Below are 17,254 nucleotides of genomic sequence, written 5' to 3'. Positions count from 1 at the left end.
GGGGGTGACAAACTGTTGCGCGAAAAGAACGGCAGCGCACGGAAAGCCGGCAATACCCGCCGGCTCGGCCGGCGCGTCATCCACGCTTGCCGCCCTGGCTGCGCAGCCGGTTGCCCGCCTGCCGCTGTTGCGGCTTCTGCGCATGCCGGGCAGCGCTGCGGGGCCCCAGACCTGCCCGCGCCTTGGGCTGGCCCGGAGAAGACTGTCGGCCACCGCCATCGCGCACCTCCTGCGGCCGCCGTGAGCGGTCGTCCCGACACTCGATCCGCGGGCGGGACGGCGGGTTGAAACCTTCCACCGTTCCCCGCCGGATCGGGCGTTTGATCAGACGCTCGATGCTGCCCAGCAGCTTCAGTTCCTCTTTCGCTACCAGCGACACGGCAGAGCCGGCATTGCCGGCACGCCCGGTGCGGCCGATCCGATGGACGTAGTCCTCCGGCACGTTCGGTAATTCGAAGTTCACCACGTGGGGAAGCTGGTCGATGTCCAGACCGCGTGCCGCGATGTCCGTAGCCACCAGCACCGGCACCGTGCCGTCCTTGAAATCGGCCAGCGCCCGGGTACGCGCAGACTGGCTTTTGTTGCCATGAATCGCCGCGGCAGGGATGCCATCCTCGGCCAGTTTCTCCGCCAGCCGGTTCGCGCCGTGTTTGGTCCGGGTGAATACCAGCACCTGGCGCCAGTCATGCCGGCGGATCAAGTGGGTAAGCAGATCGCGCTTGTGTTCCTGGGCGACCAGATGGACGGTCTGGTCCACCAGATCGGAAGCCGCGTTGCGGCGCGCCACCTCGACGTAACCCGGATTGTTCAGCAAGCCGTCTGCGAGCGTCCGGATTTCATCCGAAAACGTGGCCGAAAACAGCATGTTCTGCCGCTGCTTCGGCAGCAGTCCCAGAATCCGCCGGATGTCGCGGATGAACCCCATGTCCAGCATGCGGTCCGCCTCGTCCAGTACGAAGATTTCCACGGCGGAAAGATCGACGGTGTTCTGTCCGCAATGATCGAGCAGGCGGCCCGGCGTGGCGACGAGGATATCGACGCCGGCCGCGAGAGCACGGACCTGGGGGTTGAGCCCCACCCCTCCAAACATGACCGTGGCTTTCAGGGGTACGTACTTGCCGTAGCTTTCGACCGATTCCAGGACCTGCGCCGCCAGCTCGCGGGTGGGCGCGAGAATGAGACAGCGCGGGCGCCTCGGCCGGCGCGGAGCTTGTTTCTCCAGCAGCCTGTGCAGAATCGGCAAGGTGAAGCCTGCGGTCTTGCCGGTTCCGGTCTGGGCCGCCGCCAGCAGATCGCCGCCGGCGAGCAGAAGCGGGATCGCCTGTGCCTGGATGGGTGTGGGATGGACGTAACCGGCTTCGGAAACGGCACGCAAAAGGGGCTGAGCCAGCCCGAGATCGGCAAACGCCGGGCCGGCAGAATTCAAATCTGATGACATATAGGGTCAAGTGTCCTGCGACGGCCTGCCGTTCAACGGAGAAACGGCACCAATCGAGGCAGACGGTCCAATGGATGAGAGGAAATCAAGATGGAAACGGCGCGGTGATTGGTTGGACGCGCCGTAGCAGGGATTATAAGCCGAGCGCCCCAGACTGTCACCCAAAACCTCAAAACAGCCGGAGTGAACCCCACAAATCCACGCCGGCGCCGCAGACGGCCGGAAATATTTTTTTCATCCCTCCCCTGTCGAACCAGGCATTTTTGTTTTATTGTGGATCGCGGGTTTTCATGAACCTCGACGGGGGTCTTTCGTGGGCAGCAAGCTATATGTGGGCAATTTGAACTATCGTGTCGGCGATGCCGACCTGGAACGGACTTTCTCAGCATACGGCACCGTGAAGTCGGCGCAGGTCGTCATGGACCGCGCCACCGGCCGCTCCAGGGGATTCGGGTTCGTGGAAATGGGCAGCGACCAGGAGGCTCAGGCCGCCATTGCCGGACTCAACGGCAAAGAAATGGACGGACGTAATCTGATGGTCAACGAAGCCCGTCCACCGGAGAGGCGCGGCGGCAGTGGGGGCGGCAGGCGTTACTGAACGCGGAAAGCGCTGGCTCGGGCTTCCGCCGGCCCCGGCCGCCGGCGTGTCAGGAAGCCTGCCTCAACCGGTACTTGGTGATGCGCTCGAGCACGAGCGCGGCGTGGTAGCAGGAATCCGTGGTTTTTTCCAGGATTCCTAAAATCTCCGTCCAGTCCGATTCGGACAGGAGTGACAAAGTGCTGTAACGCCGCTGGGACTTCCGCCACTCGTGATACACCAGGTCCGCGTCCGTCTCCGATACCTTGAGCTCCTCCCGGCATTGTTTGATGCCTGCGGGCGGGTTTTCCGGATAGTGGTCCATTTCCGCCGATAGCCGCCGGACCATCCCCTGGCTAATCGCAAGCAGGTCGAGCGCGGCTGTTTCCGCCCGTCGAGGCGTGAAGATGTCGATGACCCGGGCGGTGTCGTTCAGGCCGTCGAGAATGTCGTCGAGATGCCTGGCAAACTGCTGGATCAGGAGCACAAGCTCGGAATAAGGAGCGGTCTCCAGCGCGTCATACGCTTTGCGCATCAGCGCATCGCCCTTTTCCTCGAGCTGCCGGATCAGGCCGATGTGCGTTTCGGCGGCATCAAGATCGGCGAACAGCCGCTCCAGAGCCTGGCCACATTCGACGCAGCAGCTCAGATGGTCTTGGAATATTTCCTTCAGTGAAAGGTCGGCGTGATCGAAATTCATGTCGATTTCGGCATGGCGGAACGCGTGGGACGACCGTCAAAAGCTACCACGATGCATTTCCGGTTTCCCCCTGAGAAACGTTATCGTTGCATGTCATTTCCGTGACATCGGAGGACCGCCGTTCAGGAGCAACAGCGTCAACAGGAAAAAAGAGGAGCCCGACATTTCCAGCAATTCTTCGACATGCACCAGATAAAGATATCCTGGCAAAGCGATCTTACTCTCCGCACCCCATCCCCATTCGGCGGCCTCGAACAGTTGGGAGGCGGTCCAGGCGATGGCGCCGGCGATCCATAACCGCCGCTGCTGCCGATCCCGCAGTTGTATGAAGACCAAAAGCCAGGCGATGCCCGCAAAACCCATGACCGGCAGGTAGAGGATCTGCCAGTCGACGCCGGTGGCCTGCTCGATGCGTTCGTGAATCATCAGGAGTTCGTCGAATCCCATCTCGAAAAACACGGCCGCGAGCGCAAACGCCCAGCCTCCGAGCCGCTTCGAAGACGCCGCGGTGAAGGATTCCCAGGCCGCTGCCAGCAGCAGACAGCCGGAAAACAGTGCGGGCACCGTGTATTCCCGGTCGAGGTCGAAATACCTGAGCCAGGTTCCTGGCCGGATATCGGCGATCGCACCGGCTACGCCGAGCAGCAGGATGCTGCCGAATAGAAGGCGAACCCCGCTGCGGAAGCCGATCCGATCTATGAGCCGGTCGATCAAGGTACGAAATGCCGTATCCTTGGCCTTGTTTTTCATGGGGAAGGCCGTCCGAAAGAAAACTCGACGGTTTGCGCTGCCCGGCCGCCCGGTCCTGGAAGGCGGAACCGCTGAACGGCGCGAGGATTCGCAGTATCCTCAATCGGGGCATCCCAATGCAACCTCGAGGCCGGACGAATGCAAACGGTCGGATCATTTTCCGAATTCCTGGACGACATGGTGGGCCGTTACGGTCCCCGCCTCGCCATACAGTACCGTCCACGCTACCGCACCCTGCGCTGGAGCTACCTCGAACTCGGAACCCACGCCGCGAAGCTGGCATCGTTGCTGGACGAACACGGTGTCGGCAGCGGCGATCGGGTGTTTCTGTCCGCCGAGAACTCGCCTCACTGGGTGGCGGCCTTCTTCGCCATCGCCGCCCGCGGTGCGGTCATCGTGCCACTCAACCCCAGGAGCCCGCCGGAACAGCTCGCCAATCTGGTTCGATCGGCCGGGCCGAGTCTGGTCCTGGCGTCGCCCCGCCGTCGCTGGGAAGGTCCCCCGCTACCCGTCGTAGATATCGAACGTCCCGGTAGGGTGCCATCCAACCGGCCGGCTACCCGCACCGGTCCCGCGCGACTGGCCGAGATCATCTATACCTCGGGGACCACCGGCGACCCCAAGGGCGTCATGCTCACCCACGCCAATCTGCTGTCCGACCTGAGCGCGGTTGCGCGTGCCGTTCCGCTGGCGCCGGATGACCATGTGCTGAGCCTGGTCCCGCTGTTCCACGTCTACGGCCAGATGACCAGCCTATTCTGCCCGCTCGCCGCAGGCTGTCCGGTCAGCTACCTCACGACGCCTACCACCCGCAGCGTGCTCGAGGCACTGACGCACACGCCCGTCACTCACCTCGTCGCGGTGCCGGAAGTTCTCAAGACCATGATGGACCGGCTGGAGGCCCGCATCGGCAGGATTCCCGGCTTCCTGTGGCCTCTGCTGCGGGGCAGGATCCGCGCCCGGATTTCCGGCTCTTTGCGGACCATCGTGTGCGGCGGTGCCCCACTGGATCCGGTCGTCGAAGAAAAATGGTGGGCGCTGGGCTTCGAAGTGCTGCAAGGCTACGGCCTGACCGAAACCAGCCCGGTGATCGCCGCCAACACGCCCCAGGCCCATCGCCTCGGCTCGGTCGGCAAGCCGCTGGACGAAGTGGAGCTGCGCATCGCCTCCGACGGCGAAATCCTGGTGAAGGGCCCCATGGTCATGGCCGGTTATTTCCGCGACCCGGTACGCACCGAAGCGGCTTTCGCCGACGGCTGGCTGAAAACCGACGACGCCGGCCGCCTCGATGCCGACGGCTTCCTGTACGTCTACGGCAGGAAGCGCTACATGATCCTGGGGCCGGGAGGAGAAAACGTATTTCCGGAAGACATAGAGGCCGTGCTCAACCGCACTGCCGGCATCACGGACTGCGCCGTCGTCGGACTGGAAAGCGGCGGACGCACCCTCGTCCACGCCGTGCTGCTCGCTGACGCTGACGAAGCACGGGCCGCCGCCATCGTCGCGGAGGCCAACCGCCACCTGGCGCCGCATCAACGCATCGTGAGCTGGTCGCTGTGGCCGGAACCGGACTTTCCCCGCTCGGTCACGCGCAAGGTCAAGAAGGACGAGGTCCTGGGCCGATTGCGACGCGAGCCCTCGACCCAAGCGGTACCCGTCGGACGGTCGACACCGCTTCGGCTTCTCCTGGCCCAGGTGGCCGGAACCGAGGCCGGCGCCCTGAGCGATGACACCCGCCTGGTCCCCGACCTGGGACTCGACTCCCTGCTCCGTATCGAACTGGTGGCCCGTATCGAAGAAGATCTCGGCGTCTGCCTGGACGAAATCGACATCGGCCCGCTGACCACGGTGGCCGATCTCGAAAACCTGCTGGTACGGCGTCAGGGCCGGATGCCGCGAGTCGATGCCCATCCGCGCTGGTCGCTGTCTCCCTGGGCTTCAAGGTTACGTCCCCTGGCACAGAAGGTTTTCCTGCAGTGGTGGATCGCACCGTTCTGCCGGCTCCGGGTCTCGGGCCTGGAGCACTTGGCGGCGCTGGAAGGCCCGGTGATCTTCATGGCCAACCATCGCAGTTATCTCGACTCCGCCATGGCCAGCTTCGCCCTGCCCGACCGCTTCCGCTACCGCCTCGCCATCGCCGCCGCCACCGGGGTGCTGTACACCCGCTACCGCTGGGCCGTGCCGATCGGCGAACTCTCGCTCAACGCCTTCCCGCTCCCCAGCGGCCCCGACGAGAACATCCGCCCCGGCCTCGAACTCATCGGCCGCCTCCTCGACGACGGCTGGAATGTCCTGATCTTCCCGGAAGGCCAGATGAACCGGGGCGGACTGGGCATCCAGCCGCTCCGCCGGGGCGCCGGCACCATCGGAGTCGACATGGGGGTGCCCGTGGTGCCCCTGGTCATCGAAGGCACCGAAAAGGTCATGCCGCCGGGCAGGATCGTGCCACGCGCCGCGGCCCCCGTGAGTGTGCGCTTCGGCGCCCCTTTGCGAGCGGGCGAGGCCGAGCCCCATGGGCGGATGCTCGCCCGCATCGAAGATGCCCTGCGGCGATTGCTGGAAAATTCGCCCTGAGCCGTCAACGGCAATCGCGGATCGGGGTCAATGGGCGATCATCTGGTGAAACACGAAGAAGAGGCTCCCGGAAAGCAGGATCGCGGCGGGCAGGGTCAACACCCAGGCCATGGCCAGATTGCGGATCGTGGACCACTGCAGACCCGAGCCATTGGCCGCCATCGTCCCGGCCACTCCTGACGACAGCACGTGGGTCGTCGACACCGGCAGCCCGTACATGTCCGCCGCCGCGATGGTGCTCATGGCCACCAGTTCCGCCGACGCGCCCTGGCCGTAGGTCAGGTGCTGCTTGCCGATCTTTTCGCCGACGGTCACCACGATGCGCCGCCAGCCCACCATCGTGCCCAGGCCCAGGGCGATGGCGACGGCGACCTTCACCCAGGTGGGGATAAAGCGGGTGGCGTTCCCCAGCGCCTTGCGGTAGCCGCCGATCTCCTTTCTCGTGCGCTCGTCGAACACCGGCTGGCCCAGCTTTTCCAGCCGCCGCATCGCCTCGTCGAGGAGGTACATGTCGTTGCGGACGTTCTGGGTCTTGGTCACGGGAATGTGGGCGAGCGAACCGGTTTTTTCGATGGTGCCGGCGATTTCCCCGACCAGCTTCGCGGTCGCCGCCAGCGTATCCGGCCCCGGTTGGCGGGTCCGGATGAAGTCGGTCACGGCAGGCCGGGGATCACCGTCGAATTCTTTCGCCCCTTCCGACTTTTCCAGCAGTGCCTGCCCGACGACATGCGACAAGGCCAGGAATTCGGGTACGTAGGAGTCCGGCACCGCCCGATTCAAGGCATAGGCGGTCGGCACGATGCCGATCAGGATCAGCATGATCAGCCCCATGCCTTTCTGCCCGTCGTTCGAGCCGTGCGCGAAGGAGACGCCGGTGCAGGTCAGCACCAGGACGCCGCGTATCCACCACGGTGGCGGCCGCAAGCCTTCCGGGGCGCGGTAGAGCTTGGGATTGGCGACGACGAACTTGAGTACGACCAGCAGCAGACCGGCGGCGACGGCCCCGATGAGTGGCGACATCAAGAGTGATTGGCCCACTTTCGCCGCCTGCGACCAGTCCACCCCCGAGGTGGTGGACCCGCCCCGATGCATCAGCTCGTTGGCGAGCCCGACGCCGATGATCGAGCCGATCAGGGTGTGCGAGCTGGAGGCCGGCAGGCCGAAATACCAGGTCCCGAGATTCCACAAGATGGCCGCGATCAGCAGCGAGAACACCATGGCGAAGCCCGCGTCGCTCCCCACCTGGAGAATCAGTTCGACCGGCAGGAGCGAAACGATGCCGAAGGCGACGGCCCCGGACGACACCAGCACGCCGACGAAATTCCAGACACCCGACCACACCACCGCGACCATCGGCGGCAGCGAATGGGTGTAGATGACGGTGGCGACGGCATTCGCCGTATCGTGGAATCCGTTCACGAACTCGAAACCCAGGGCGATCAGGAGCGACAGCCCGAGCAGCAGCAAAGGCGCCAAAGCCAGCGCGGTACCGGCACCGGCCACGTCGCTTTGCAGGCCGTACGCCGTGAAGGCGACGCCGACGCCGAGAAGCCCCATGAAAACGATCGACCCGACCGGTCCGGCGCGGGTTTCCAGCTTCGGTTTTTCCACTACCGCCGCAATGGGCGCCGCCACCGCCTCACGAGCATTCTGTACCATAAGCACCCGTCCTGAAGGAGAGGGAAAGCGATACGACAGAGGGCATGAAAGATCCGTCCCGCCTCGTACCATAAGACAGTCGCATTGCCTGCGTGTGACAGTCCCCGCTCTAGGCAAACGGCCCACTTCGAGTGATCATGAAGGTCTGCATGGACAGGAGCCGCAACCATGAACCAAGCCTGGCATTCGCTGACCGCCGAGGAAACGGCCACCCGCCTGGACGTCGATCTCCGCCAGGGACTGAGTGAGACCGAAGCCGGAAACCGGCTTGCTTCGTTTGGCCCGAATGAGATTCCCGCCACCGGCATGCGCCCGCCTTGGCGTATCTTCGCAGGACAGTTCTCCGGGATGCTGATCCAGATCCTGATCGCCGCCGCCGCCTTCGCGCTCACCATTGGTGAAATCCTGGAAGCCGGCGTGATCCTGGCGCTGGTCCTCCTCAACTCGGTCCTGGGGTTCCTCCAGGAAGCCAGGGCAGAAAGAGCACTGGTGGCCCTCCGGCGCATGGCGATCGGGCAGGCGACGGTACAGCGCGGCGGGCGGATCTGCGAAATCCCCGCGGACCGGCTGGTGCCCGGCGACATCGTGCTGCTGCAGACCGGCGATGGCATCCCTGCCGACGGCCGGCTGCTCGAAAGCATCGACCTCAGCGTTCAGGAATCCGCGCTGACCGGCGAATCCGCCCCCGTCCGCAAGGACGCTGCCGCCGTGCTGGAACCCGCCACCGCGCTCGCCGACCGGACCAACCGGGTCCACCTCGGCACGCAGGTGGTTTACGGCCGCGGCAGCTTCATCGTCACCGAGACCGGCGTCTCCACCGCCTTGGGCGCCACCGCCCGATTGCTGGAATCCGTGACCGCCGAACCCACGCCGCTGCAGAAGCAGCTCGACGGCCTCGCCCGGATGCTGGCCTATGGCGTGGCTGGCGTCGCCGTCGTGGTCCTGCTACTCGGAATCGCCGGTGGCGAGGACTTCCGCACCATGATCCTCACCGCAGTCAGCCTCGCCGTAGCCGCCGTGCCCGAGTCCCTGACGGCACTGGTCGCCATCACCCTCGCCGTGGGCGCCCAGAAGATGCTGGGCCAAGGGGCCCTGATCCGCCGCCTCCCGGCGGTCGAAGCCCTGGGTTCGATCGAGGTGATCTGCGCGGACAAGACCGGCACGATGACCGAAAACCGCATGACCGTGTCGGTACTGGACGTGGCTGAACACCGGCTCGAACTCAAACTGGCCGAACCGGACTCCGGCGGACTGGCGGCGGAAATCGCCGGCCACCCGGCCATCGATCTGCTATTGATCGGCGGCGCGCTCTGCAACGACGGTCTGCTCGAGAACCCGGAAGACCCACACGGCGCCTACCGGGTCCGGGGAGAACCCACCGAGGCGGCGCTGGTGCTGGCCGCCGCCCGCGGCGGACGACTCAAAACGGCGCTCGAAGCCACCCTGCCGCGGATCGCGGAAATCCCTTTCGACGCCGGCCGCAGACTCATGACGACCGTACACGGCCCGGTCGCGACCGACGGCGTTGGTCCTGGCGTCGTGGGCCGGTATCTCGACGGCGGCCGCTACCTCGTCCTGACCAAGGGCGCAGTGGAAGCCCTGCTGCCGCGCGCGGACACCATCTGGGTCGATGGCGACGAACGGGTCCTCGATGCCGCCTGGCGCGAGCGGATCACACGGGCGCACGATGCACTGGCCGAAAAAGGCATGCGGGTGCTGGCCGTGGGCATGCGCCGCCTGGCCACCCTCCCGGACAAGGATGCCAGAGCTGCGCTGGAAAACGGCCTGAGTTTCATCGGCCTGATCGGCATCTACGACCCGCCGCGCCCCGCCGTCACGCACGCCATCGCCGAGTGCCGTCAGGCCGGCATCAAGGCGGTGATGATCACCGGCGATCACCCCTTGACTGCCCGCCACATCGCGGAGGAAGTCGGCATCGACACCGCCGCTGGCGTGATCGGTGGCAGCGAGATCGCCGCCATGACACCGGCCGAGCTGCGGGAGACCGTGAAACGCGCAACGGTATTCGCCCGGGTCGCGCCCGAAGACAAACTGCGGCTGATCGAGGCCTACCAGAGCGAAGGATGGAGCGTGGCGATGACCGGCGACGGCGTCAACGACGCACCGGCCCTCAAAAAGGCCGACATCGGCATCGCCATGGGCAGGATGGGCACCGACGTCGCCAAGGAGGCCGCCCAGATCGTCCTGCTGGACGACAATTTCGCCACCATCACCGCCGCGGTGCGCCAGGGCCGGGCGATCTACGACAACCTGATCAAGTTCATCGTCTACCTGCTGAGCTGCAACGTCAGCGAAATCGCCGTGGTCACCTTCGCGCCCTTCCTGGGGATGCCCCTGCCGCTGCTGCCGCTGCAGATACTGTGGATGAACCTGGTCACCGACGGCCTGCCGGCCCTTGCGCTGGGGATGGAACCGGCGGAGGACGACCTGATGGAGAGGCCGTCCCAGACCGCCGGCGAGCTGATCTTCGGGAAACAGGGCCTGTACCTGATGCTGCTGGTGGGCGCGCTGATCACCGAGCTGAGCCTAGGCATAGGCTTCGCCTACTGGCTGGGAGGAAATGCGGCCTGGCAGACCATGCTGCTCACCGTACTGGTGTTCAGCCAGATGGCCGTGGCCCTGGCCTTGCGCAGCCGCAGCCGGCCCACCGTTCAGCTCGGCTGGGGATCGAACCCGGCGCTGCTCGGCGCCGTCGCCGCCACGGTGCTGCTACAGCTCGCCATCGTCTACCTGCCGCCCTTGCAGACCGCCTTCCAGACCACCGCGCTCTCCCTGGGCGATCTGGCCGTTGCCGGGGCGTCGGCGGTGGCCGTGTTCCTGGGGACGGAACGGATCAAGCTGGCGGGATTCCTACGGCAGGGCTAGATCAGGAGGGATACGGGAAACCCTTCTCCAGCAACTGCTCCAGTACCCGGTCGAGTCCGTAGATGTCCTCGAAGAACCGCACGGTACCGTCCGGCTCGGCCAGCACGGTCGAGTAGTAGATGTAGACCGGCAGCGGCTGCTTCAGCGTGACCGTGCGCGACTGGGCGCCGTTCATCGCCTCCTCGATCCGCTCTTGAGTCCAGGTCTCGCCCTGGCGTTTCAGGATGAATTCCGCCAGGCCCACGGGATCCTGGACGCGGATGCAGCCGTGGCTGAAATCCCGCCGCGCCCGCTGGAACAGGTTCACGCTGGGCGTGCCGTGCAGGTAGATGTTGTCGTTGTTGGGAAAAGCGAACTTGACCAGCCCCAGCGCGTTCTTCGGCCCCGGCCGCTGGCGCAGCTTGAGCGAGCCGGCCGACAGCATCTCCAGGCTTTCCAGGCTGGGCTCGTAGACCTGGGAGCCGTTGCCGAAGCTGGGCACCAGCTCCAGGTTGTGGCGGGCCAGATAGCCGGGGTCGCGCAGAATGCCGGGCAGCATCTCCTTGACCGTGATGGCGCGCGGCAGGTTCCAATAGGGGCGGAACACCACGTAGGTCATGTCGGAATGGAACACCGGCGTGTTGTGTCCCCCCGACGACCGGCCCACGACCACGTTCATCGACACCTCCGGCCGCTCGGGGTCCTGGCCGTAGCCGTACAAACGGAAGGAGGGGATGTTCACCAGGATGAAGGGGCCTTCGAACCGCTCCGGCAGCCAGCGCAGCCGCTCCAGCCCCAGCCGGATCTGCCTGAGACGCGCGGCAGGCGGCACGTTGAGCGCCGCCAGCGTGCCCTTGCCGATCACCCCGTCCGGTGCCAGACCATGGCGCTCCTGGAACCGCGCGACCGCCTCGACCAGATCGCCGGCATAGACCTCCGGTTCTTTGGAGGACGACTCTTGCGACAGGAAACCCAAAGCGGCCAGACGCTTGCGCAAGGCGGGAACCTCCCCGTGGCGGTCACCCGGGCTGAGCTTGGGCGGGAGGGCAAGCGCCGAGACATCGTTGTTCTCGGCCAATCCCCGGTAACGCGGCAGTGCCGCCTTGAGGTTCCGGTACAGTGGCAGCTTCGACTCCAGCCCGGCGATGGCCTCGCAGGGCCGGGGGTCGCGGGCGAGGTGCTGCACCAGCGCCGGCAGATCGAGCCGCTTCGACGCCACGTCCAGAGCGAAACCGGCGGCGCGAGGGTGGACCCGGCCGCGGGCGAGATTCGAGCCGTAGCGCATCAGAGCGAGACTCATCGCCACCTCGAACTGCGCCACCTCTTCCGCACTCGCCGCCCTGTCGTCGTTGAGCTTCTCGATCCAGCCGCCCAGGAGATCGGCGTCATAGTCGCTGCTGTTCAAGCCCTGGTCGTCGGCCATGCGCAGACACTCGAGAGCGGCGGAAGCCTGCTTCACCGGCCTGCCCCCGTCCAGCCACAAAGGCCGTGAACCCTGGGCAAGATACAGGGCACGCAAGGGCTCCTGGAAATCGGTGAAACGCTCCCAGCGCAAGCGGGGGTGGACACCCGAAGCGAGCAGTCCATCGATGTGCGCCGCCGCATCCGGTGTGGTGCCCGCGGCATCGGCGCCGATCAGAAATGCCGCCACGAGTGCGACCAACCGGCCCCGTGGGAAGCCGCCCATGTTCCTTTCCCGCCCGTTTTTCATCGTCATCCGCCACGCATCGTTGCCCATTGGCAACAGTATACCCGCGATGGCCGGCAAGCCGGGGTGCGGCAACCTGGCAGGCCCGCCAATGGCTTCCTTCGGCTTACAATCGGCGCTCCATCCACGACCGCGAGGCACCACCCATGATCACCCTGTACGGTTCCGCCATCAGCAACTACTACAACAAGGTCAAGCTGGCCCTACTCGAAAAGGGCATCGAATTCCGCGAGGAACGGACGATTCCTTCCCAGGAACCTGCTATTCTGGCGAAATCGCCGCTCGGAAAGATCCCGTTCATCGAAACGGATCGGGGCTGCTTGTCGGAATCCCAGGCCATCCTGGAATACCTGGAAGACGCTCACCCGGAAAGACCGCTCTACCCCGCCGACCCTTACGCCCGCGCCAAATGCCGCGAACTGATCCAGCACCTCGAACTGAACGTCGAACTCATCGCCCGCAGGCTTTATCCGGAAGCCTTCTTCGGGGGCGAGGTCTCCGAGGAAACCAAGGCGGAGGTCAGACCGAAGGTCGAAGCGGGCCTCAAAGGCCTGATGCGGCTGGCACGGTTCAACCCGTATGTGTGCTCCGAAGATTTCGGCGCCGCCGACTGCGCCGCCTGGCCGCATTTGACCCTGATCGGCCTCGCCACCCTCCGCGTCTACGGCGAAGACCTGGTCTCCGCCCAGGTTCCGGCCCTGGCCGAGTATCTGGCGGTGGTGGCGGCCCGCCCCGCCGCGCAAAAGGTCGCGGCGGACCGGGCCGAGGCGTTGGAAGCATTCTTCGGCACCAGCAAACCGTAACACCATGACAACGCCACTCGATCTACCGGCCCTCGACCCCGCGGACGTGCCCGTCCGGACCTCCTCCATCTACCCGACCGAGGCGCAGCGCGAGCGGGTCAAGGGCCGCAGCAAGCAGGCACTGGGCGATGCCCTGGGACTGCAGAACTTCGGCGTCAACCTGGTCAGGCTGGAGCCCGGCGCGATCTCTGCCTTCCGGCACTGGCACAGCCGGCAGGACGAATTCGTCTACGTGCTGGAGGGCGAACTCACCCTGGTCACCGAGACCGGCGAGCAACGCCTGGCGGCGGGCACCTGCGCCGGCTTCCCCGCCGGCAAGCCGGACGGGCATCAGCTGGTCAACCGGAGCGGCCGCGTCGCGGTCTACCTGGAAGTCGGCGACCGGCTGCCGGGAGACCGGGCGCATTATCCCGAAGAGGATCTGGAAGCCCACGCCACACGAGCCAGTTACGCATTTCGGCACAAGGACGGCACCCCGTACTGAGTTTGCGGACGAACGGCCGCATCAGCAAACGATTTCCCGCCGTCAGCCCGGCACCATATATTTCCCTATCAGCGGGATGCTCAGAAAGGCCAGCAGCATATCGAGCAGGATAACGACGGCCAACGTTTCCTCATCCAGCTCGAACCGGGACGAAATGACAAACGAAAGCAACTGGCTGGGCATGGCAGCCTCCAAGATCGCGGCATCCGCATACACACCGGCGATGTCGTACCAGGAGACTACTCGAGCCATCAGCAAGGGAGAGAGGATCAGTTTGATCACGGAAACCGGTATGACCAGCCAGAACAGGCGTGAGCCCCTGAAGTGAAAGGCCATGCCGAGCGACAGCACCATCAGGCCACTCACTGCCGATGCCAGGATATGCATGGCCTCCTGTAGGAATGCCGGGCAGGGAATCCCGTTGACCTTGAACAGTATCGCGAGGAACAGGCCCCAGATAGGGGGGAGCTTAAACGCCTCGAATGCCGTTTTTCGAAAGGTAATCGCCTCGCGGCTTCCGTAATGGATAGCGATCATGGCCCCTACGGTCAGATTGATCGAAGATTTGGTGACCTCGAACAGAACGCTCACCTCGGATACTTGCTCGGACGCATTCGGGAAGGTTTCGAGCAGGACAGGCAGACCCAAGTAGGTGACGTTGCCGAAACTGGCGCCCAGGACCATCGCGCCCTTGGTACGGCCTGGAATCGGCAAGAAGTGGAAAACCATCAGGGACACCAAGAGACATCCCACGATGCCGGTGGCTGCAGCGAGAGGAATTTCGTAAAAGAGCCGGTCAAGGTTCGTTTCCATGACGGTCCGAAAGACCAGCGCCGGAAGGAAGACGACGAGAACCAGCCGGTTCATCGCTCGCCGGACATCCTCCATCTGTGGATTTCGAAGACGAAGCAATGCGCCGATGAAAACGATAAAGACCAGGGGTGCAAAAACAGCGGTCATAAGCCTCTAAAACACTGCGATACGGAAAACTGCCGAGCGCCTCTTGTCAGGACGCCAAGGTTTTTGCCGGCTTTCTGGATATACCACAGGACATGCACCCCGTAAGCAAGCCGCGCGAAAATCAACGCCCGAGCTCGAACCGGCCCAGATTTCGGAACACCGGCGCCGGATTGACGCCGAAGGTGGCGCGGAAGCTGTGGCTGAAATGGGTCGCGTCGGCGAAACCCGCGTCCAGCGCGGCGCGGGTCAGAGTGTCGCTGGCATGCAGCAGTTCCAAGGCCGACACCATCCGCTTCCACAGACGGAATCGACGGTAAGGCAGGCCGGTGCACTGGCGGAACAGATGAAGGAAGCGGGAGGGTGAAAGGTCGACCAGCTTCGCCAACTCCTCTTGCGAGAAATTCCGGTCCGGCTCGCGGCAAATTCGCTCGATGACCTGCCGAATGCGTTCATCCAACTCGATCGGCGGCTGATCGCGGGTATTCAGCAGCCGATCCAGGCGCTGTTCGACGGCGATACGGTTCGGGTCTTCCTCGTGGACCCAGCGAAAGCATTCGATCGTTTCCGCATCCTCGAAAAACCTTACTGTCGTTTCCGAATACGGAAAACGCTTCCGGAATCCTGTCGCGTCGGGGCCGTTTCGCTCCACGAACAGCTTTCCGTGCACGCCGCCGGCCATATCCAGGGCATGCCGAATCCCCGCGGGCACCACCGCGCAACGGCAACTCCGCCATTCGCCGTCTGCCAGCCTGATCCGAAACGGGCGATAGATGCCCACGTGCAGCACGTTGGCGCCATAGACGTGGGTTTCCAGATGCTGGATCGGACCGCAATAGAGTACCCGTCCGTGTCCCATGTAAAGCTGCGAAGTCCCGGGATAAAGCGCGCGCATAGCCAGTTTATGCAAGTCCTGTCGGCGAGACGTGAGTACAATCCCGAGCGCCGGCCATAGGCGGAGACGGTCTGGCGGCTCGGCAATCCATAGTGATACGCCGTCCATCATAATGAACCGGAACCGGCGTTTTCCAGAACTTTTCCGGGAGGATTTCCATGAACGACACATTGACACGCACGGAATTTCAATCGCGTTTCGAGGCTTTGCTGAGCCAGCTCTCAAAGGACAATATGATCGATTACGCCTTCATCGATATTCCCTCGGATCGAAAACCCTGGCTGGATACCGGCATCGACTTGTCCGCGGGCGAGCGGGTGACCACCTTTGCCGTGGGCAAGACCTGCCTCAAGGGCACCGATCTCTGGTTCGGCGCCGATTTCCAGCTATGGTGCCGAATCGGTCCGGACGGCGAAATCTTCCGCGGCACCCGAGCGAGCAATACCTTCGCCGTAGAAAAGCCGGATCGGCTGTATCTCGCCAGCTATTTTCCCGGCGAATGGGCCACCCGAACCGGCGAGTTGGCGACGCCGGACGAAGTCTACGAGCAGGCGAGCGGTTGCCTGGCGGCCTTGATCGTACGCTGGCGGGTCGAACCGATCGAAGGGCTGAAAAGGCTGGCGGCGCTCGGCGACGTGGACGGCCTAGTCGCGTCCGAAATCGACCGTTTGACCGATCCGGTCGTCCCGCCGCCAGGTTGGAACTATCTGTGGTTCGTGGGGCCTGCGGAAATCTACCGATCCTGCCGGACTCCGGAAAAGGAACCGGCCATCTGCTGCCACACCCATCGCGATGTGGGTTTGTTGCAGAAGGACGTTTCCCTGCCATTCGAGCCGAACACGCGCTTGCGCTGGGCCTGGCGCATGGATCGCCTGCCCTCGGAGGTGCGCGAGGACACGCTCGCGACCCACGATTACATGAGCATCGCCGTGGAATTCGACAACGGCCAGGACATCACCTATTACTGGAGCGCCGAGCTGCCCGTGGGCACCGCCTACCGCTGCCCGATTCCCACCTGGACCGCGCGCGAAACCCATGTGGCGATCCGTTCCGGCCGCGAGGGTCTGGGCCAGTGGCTCGACGAGGAGCGGAACGTGTTCCAGGACTATCAGGACTACATCGGCGGCCTGCTGCCGGGCAACATCGTGCGCGTATGGCTGATCGCCCTCAGTCTGTTCCAGGGCCGCGAAGGCGACGGGCGCTACGCGGACATGGCGTTCATAACCGACGCTGGCATAATCCCGGTTTCGGCGGGCGGGCCGGTATGACCCCGCTCCGCAAAGGAGAACGATCGATGCCCCAATCTTCACCGCCGGAAAACAAGCTGCTGCTGCAAGGCGCCGCCCTGTGGCTGCTGCTGGCCCTGATCCTGGCCTGGTGCCTGGTCGGACTGAACTTCGGCCTGCCCCTGCTGCCTTCCCTCTTCGCGGGCAAATTCACCCGTCTGGTGCAGGCCCATCTGGATCTGCTGCTGATGAGCGCCCTGCTGTTCGGCTTCCATGCCGCGAAGATCCTTCTGCCCCGCCCGGTCAGCTGGGCCATGGTGCTCGGCGCCTTCACCAACTCCAGCCTGTTTCTGCTGCAGGCGATCGTCCCCGCGCTGGATGCGCCACCCGCGCCGGGCAACTCGGCGCAGGCGGCCTTCGGACTGTACGCCGTCGCCAGCGTGACCCTCACCAGCTACGGCTTCGGCCGGGCCGCCGTAATCGTCCTCTGCTCCACCTTCAAGGCAGGCTGAAACCCGCTCCGTCAATCCTCTCCAATGCGGGATCACCTCGATTCCCGCATTGGCGCCTCGGTTCATTCCGCCGCCGGGGAGCGTCGCGCCGATTCTAAAGGCCGTG

The 17,254-nt window shown here is 64.6% G+C and carries 14 protein-coding genes; 7 read left to right on the top strand and 7 right to left on the bottom strand.

Annotated elements, in window-relative coordinates:
- Positions 1–76: 76 nt before the first annotated feature.
- On the bottom strand, positions 77–1,438 hold the full coding sequence (locus tag ACSHWJ_RS12880) for a DEAD/DEAH box helicase (protein ID WP_432539888.1): 1,362 nt from the start codon (positions 1,436–1,438) through the stop codon (positions 77–79).
- Between the two features lie 313 nt (positions 1,439–1,751).
- On the opposite strand from ACSHWJ_RS12880, the gene ACSHWJ_RS12875 reads away from it, so the two are divergent.
- On the top strand, positions 1,752–2,036 hold the full coding sequence (locus ACSHWJ_RS12875; protein WP_218801163.1) for an RNA recognition motif domain-containing protein: 285 nt from the start codon (positions 1,752–1,754) through the stop codon (positions 2,034–2,036).
- 49 nt (positions 2,037–2,085) lie between these two features.
- On the opposite strand, the gene ACSHWJ_RS12870 is transcribed toward ACSHWJ_RS12875, so the two are convergent.
- Positions 2,086–2,715 (bottom strand): DUF47 domain-containing protein, encoded by a 630-nt coding sequence (locus tag ACSHWJ_RS12870; protein ID WP_282213454.1) that lies wholly within the window; start codon positions 2,713–2,715, stop codon positions 2,086–2,088.
- 93 nt (positions 2,716–2,808) lie between these two features.
- Positions 2,809–3,465 carry a hypothetical protein gene (locus tag ACSHWJ_RS12865; RefSeq protein WP_282213455.1) on the bottom strand — a complete coding sequence of 219 codons (657 nt, stop codon included), beginning with the start codon at positions 3,463–3,465 and terminating at the stop codon, positions 2,809–2,811.
- Between the two features lie 138 nt (positions 3,466–3,603).
- On the opposite strand from ACSHWJ_RS12865, the gene ACSHWJ_RS12860 reads away from it, so the two are divergent.
- Entirely contained in the window at positions 3,604–6,039 is a 2,436-nt protein-coding gene (locus ACSHWJ_RS12860; RefSeq protein WP_282213456.1) for an AMP-binding protein, read from the top strand.
- A gap of 27 nt (positions 6,040–6,066) precedes the next feature.
- Here the strand turns inward: ACSHWJ_RS12860 and ACSHWJ_RS12855 are convergent, their stop codons facing one another.
- Complete coding sequence (locus ACSHWJ_RS12855; protein ID WP_282213457.1) at positions 6,067–7,698, bottom strand: inorganic phosphate transporter; 1,632 nt, start codon at positions 7,696–7,698, stop codon at positions 6,067–6,069.
- A 168-nt stretch (positions 7,699–7,866) separates the two neighbouring features.
- Here ACSHWJ_RS12855 and ACSHWJ_RS12850 point away from each other — a divergent pair, with 168 nt between their 5' ends.
- Positions 7,867–10,584: a cation-translocating P-type ATPase gene (locus ACSHWJ_RS12850; protein ID WP_282213458.1), complete on the top strand. Its 2,718-nt coding sequence runs from the start codon at positions 7,867–7,869 to the stop codon at positions 10,582–10,584.
- Position 10,585: 1 nt separating this feature from the next.
- Here the strand turns inward: ACSHWJ_RS12850 and ACSHWJ_RS12845 are convergent, their stop codons facing one another.
- Positions 10,586–12,280 carry a L,D-transpeptidase family protein gene (locus tag ACSHWJ_RS12845; RefSeq protein WP_282213459.1) on the bottom strand — a complete coding sequence of 565 codons (1,695 nt, stop codon included), beginning with the start codon at positions 12,278–12,280 and terminating at the stop codon, positions 10,586–10,588.
- A gap of 137 nt (positions 12,281–12,417) precedes the next feature.
- Here ACSHWJ_RS12845 and ACSHWJ_RS12840 point away from each other — a divergent pair, with 137 nt between their 5' ends.
- Positions 12,418–13,074, top strand: coding sequence for a glutathione S-transferase family protein (locus ACSHWJ_RS12840; RefSeq protein WP_282213460.1), 657 nt, complete (start codon positions 12,418–12,420; stop codon positions 13,072–13,074).
- Between the two features lie 4 nt (positions 13,075–13,078).
- Entirely contained in the window at positions 13,079–13,558 is a 480-nt protein-coding gene (locus ACSHWJ_RS12835) for a cupin domain-containing protein (RefSeq protein WP_249385433.1), read from the top strand.
- 42 nt (positions 13,559–13,600) lie between these two features.
- On the opposite strand, the gene ACSHWJ_RS12830 is transcribed toward ACSHWJ_RS12835, so the two are convergent.
- Positions 13,601–14,518: an AEC family transporter gene (locus ACSHWJ_RS12830; RefSeq protein WP_282213461.1), complete on the bottom strand. Its 918-nt coding sequence runs from the start codon at positions 14,516–14,518 to the stop codon at positions 13,601–13,603.
- Positions 14,519–14,639: 121 nt separating this feature from the next.
- Positions 14,640–15,425: a helix-turn-helix domain-containing protein gene (locus tag ACSHWJ_RS12825; protein ID WP_282213462.1), complete on the bottom strand. Its 786-nt coding sequence runs from the start codon at positions 15,423–15,425 to the stop codon at positions 14,640–14,642.
- 143 nt (positions 15,426–15,568) lie between these two features.
- On the opposite strand from ACSHWJ_RS12825, the gene ACSHWJ_RS12820 reads away from it, so the two are divergent.
- Together ACSHWJ_RS12820 and ACSHWJ_RS12815 are read left to right on the top strand one after the other, a co-directional pair.
- The gene (locus tag ACSHWJ_RS12820) at positions 15,569–16,678 is read left to right on the top strand and encodes a DUF3047 domain-containing protein (RefSeq protein WP_282213463.1); all 1,110 of its coding nucleotides are present in this window, start codon (positions 15,569–15,571) and stop codon (positions 16,676–16,678) included.
- Between the two features lie 26 nt (positions 16,679–16,704).
- A complete protein-coding gene (locus ACSHWJ_RS12815; RefSeq protein WP_282213464.1) occupies positions 16,705–17,148 on the top strand; it encodes a hypothetical protein in 444 nt (147 codons plus the stop codon).
- Positions 17,149–17,254: the final 106 nt, after the last annotated feature.

The organism is Methylococcus sp. S1M (assembly GCF_051295855.1).
GTDB lineage: Bacteria > Pseudomonadota > Gammaproteobacteria > Methylococcales > Methylococcaceae > Methylococcus > Methylococcus capsulatus.
This window is presented reverse-complemented; position numbering and strand designations above follow the sequence as displayed.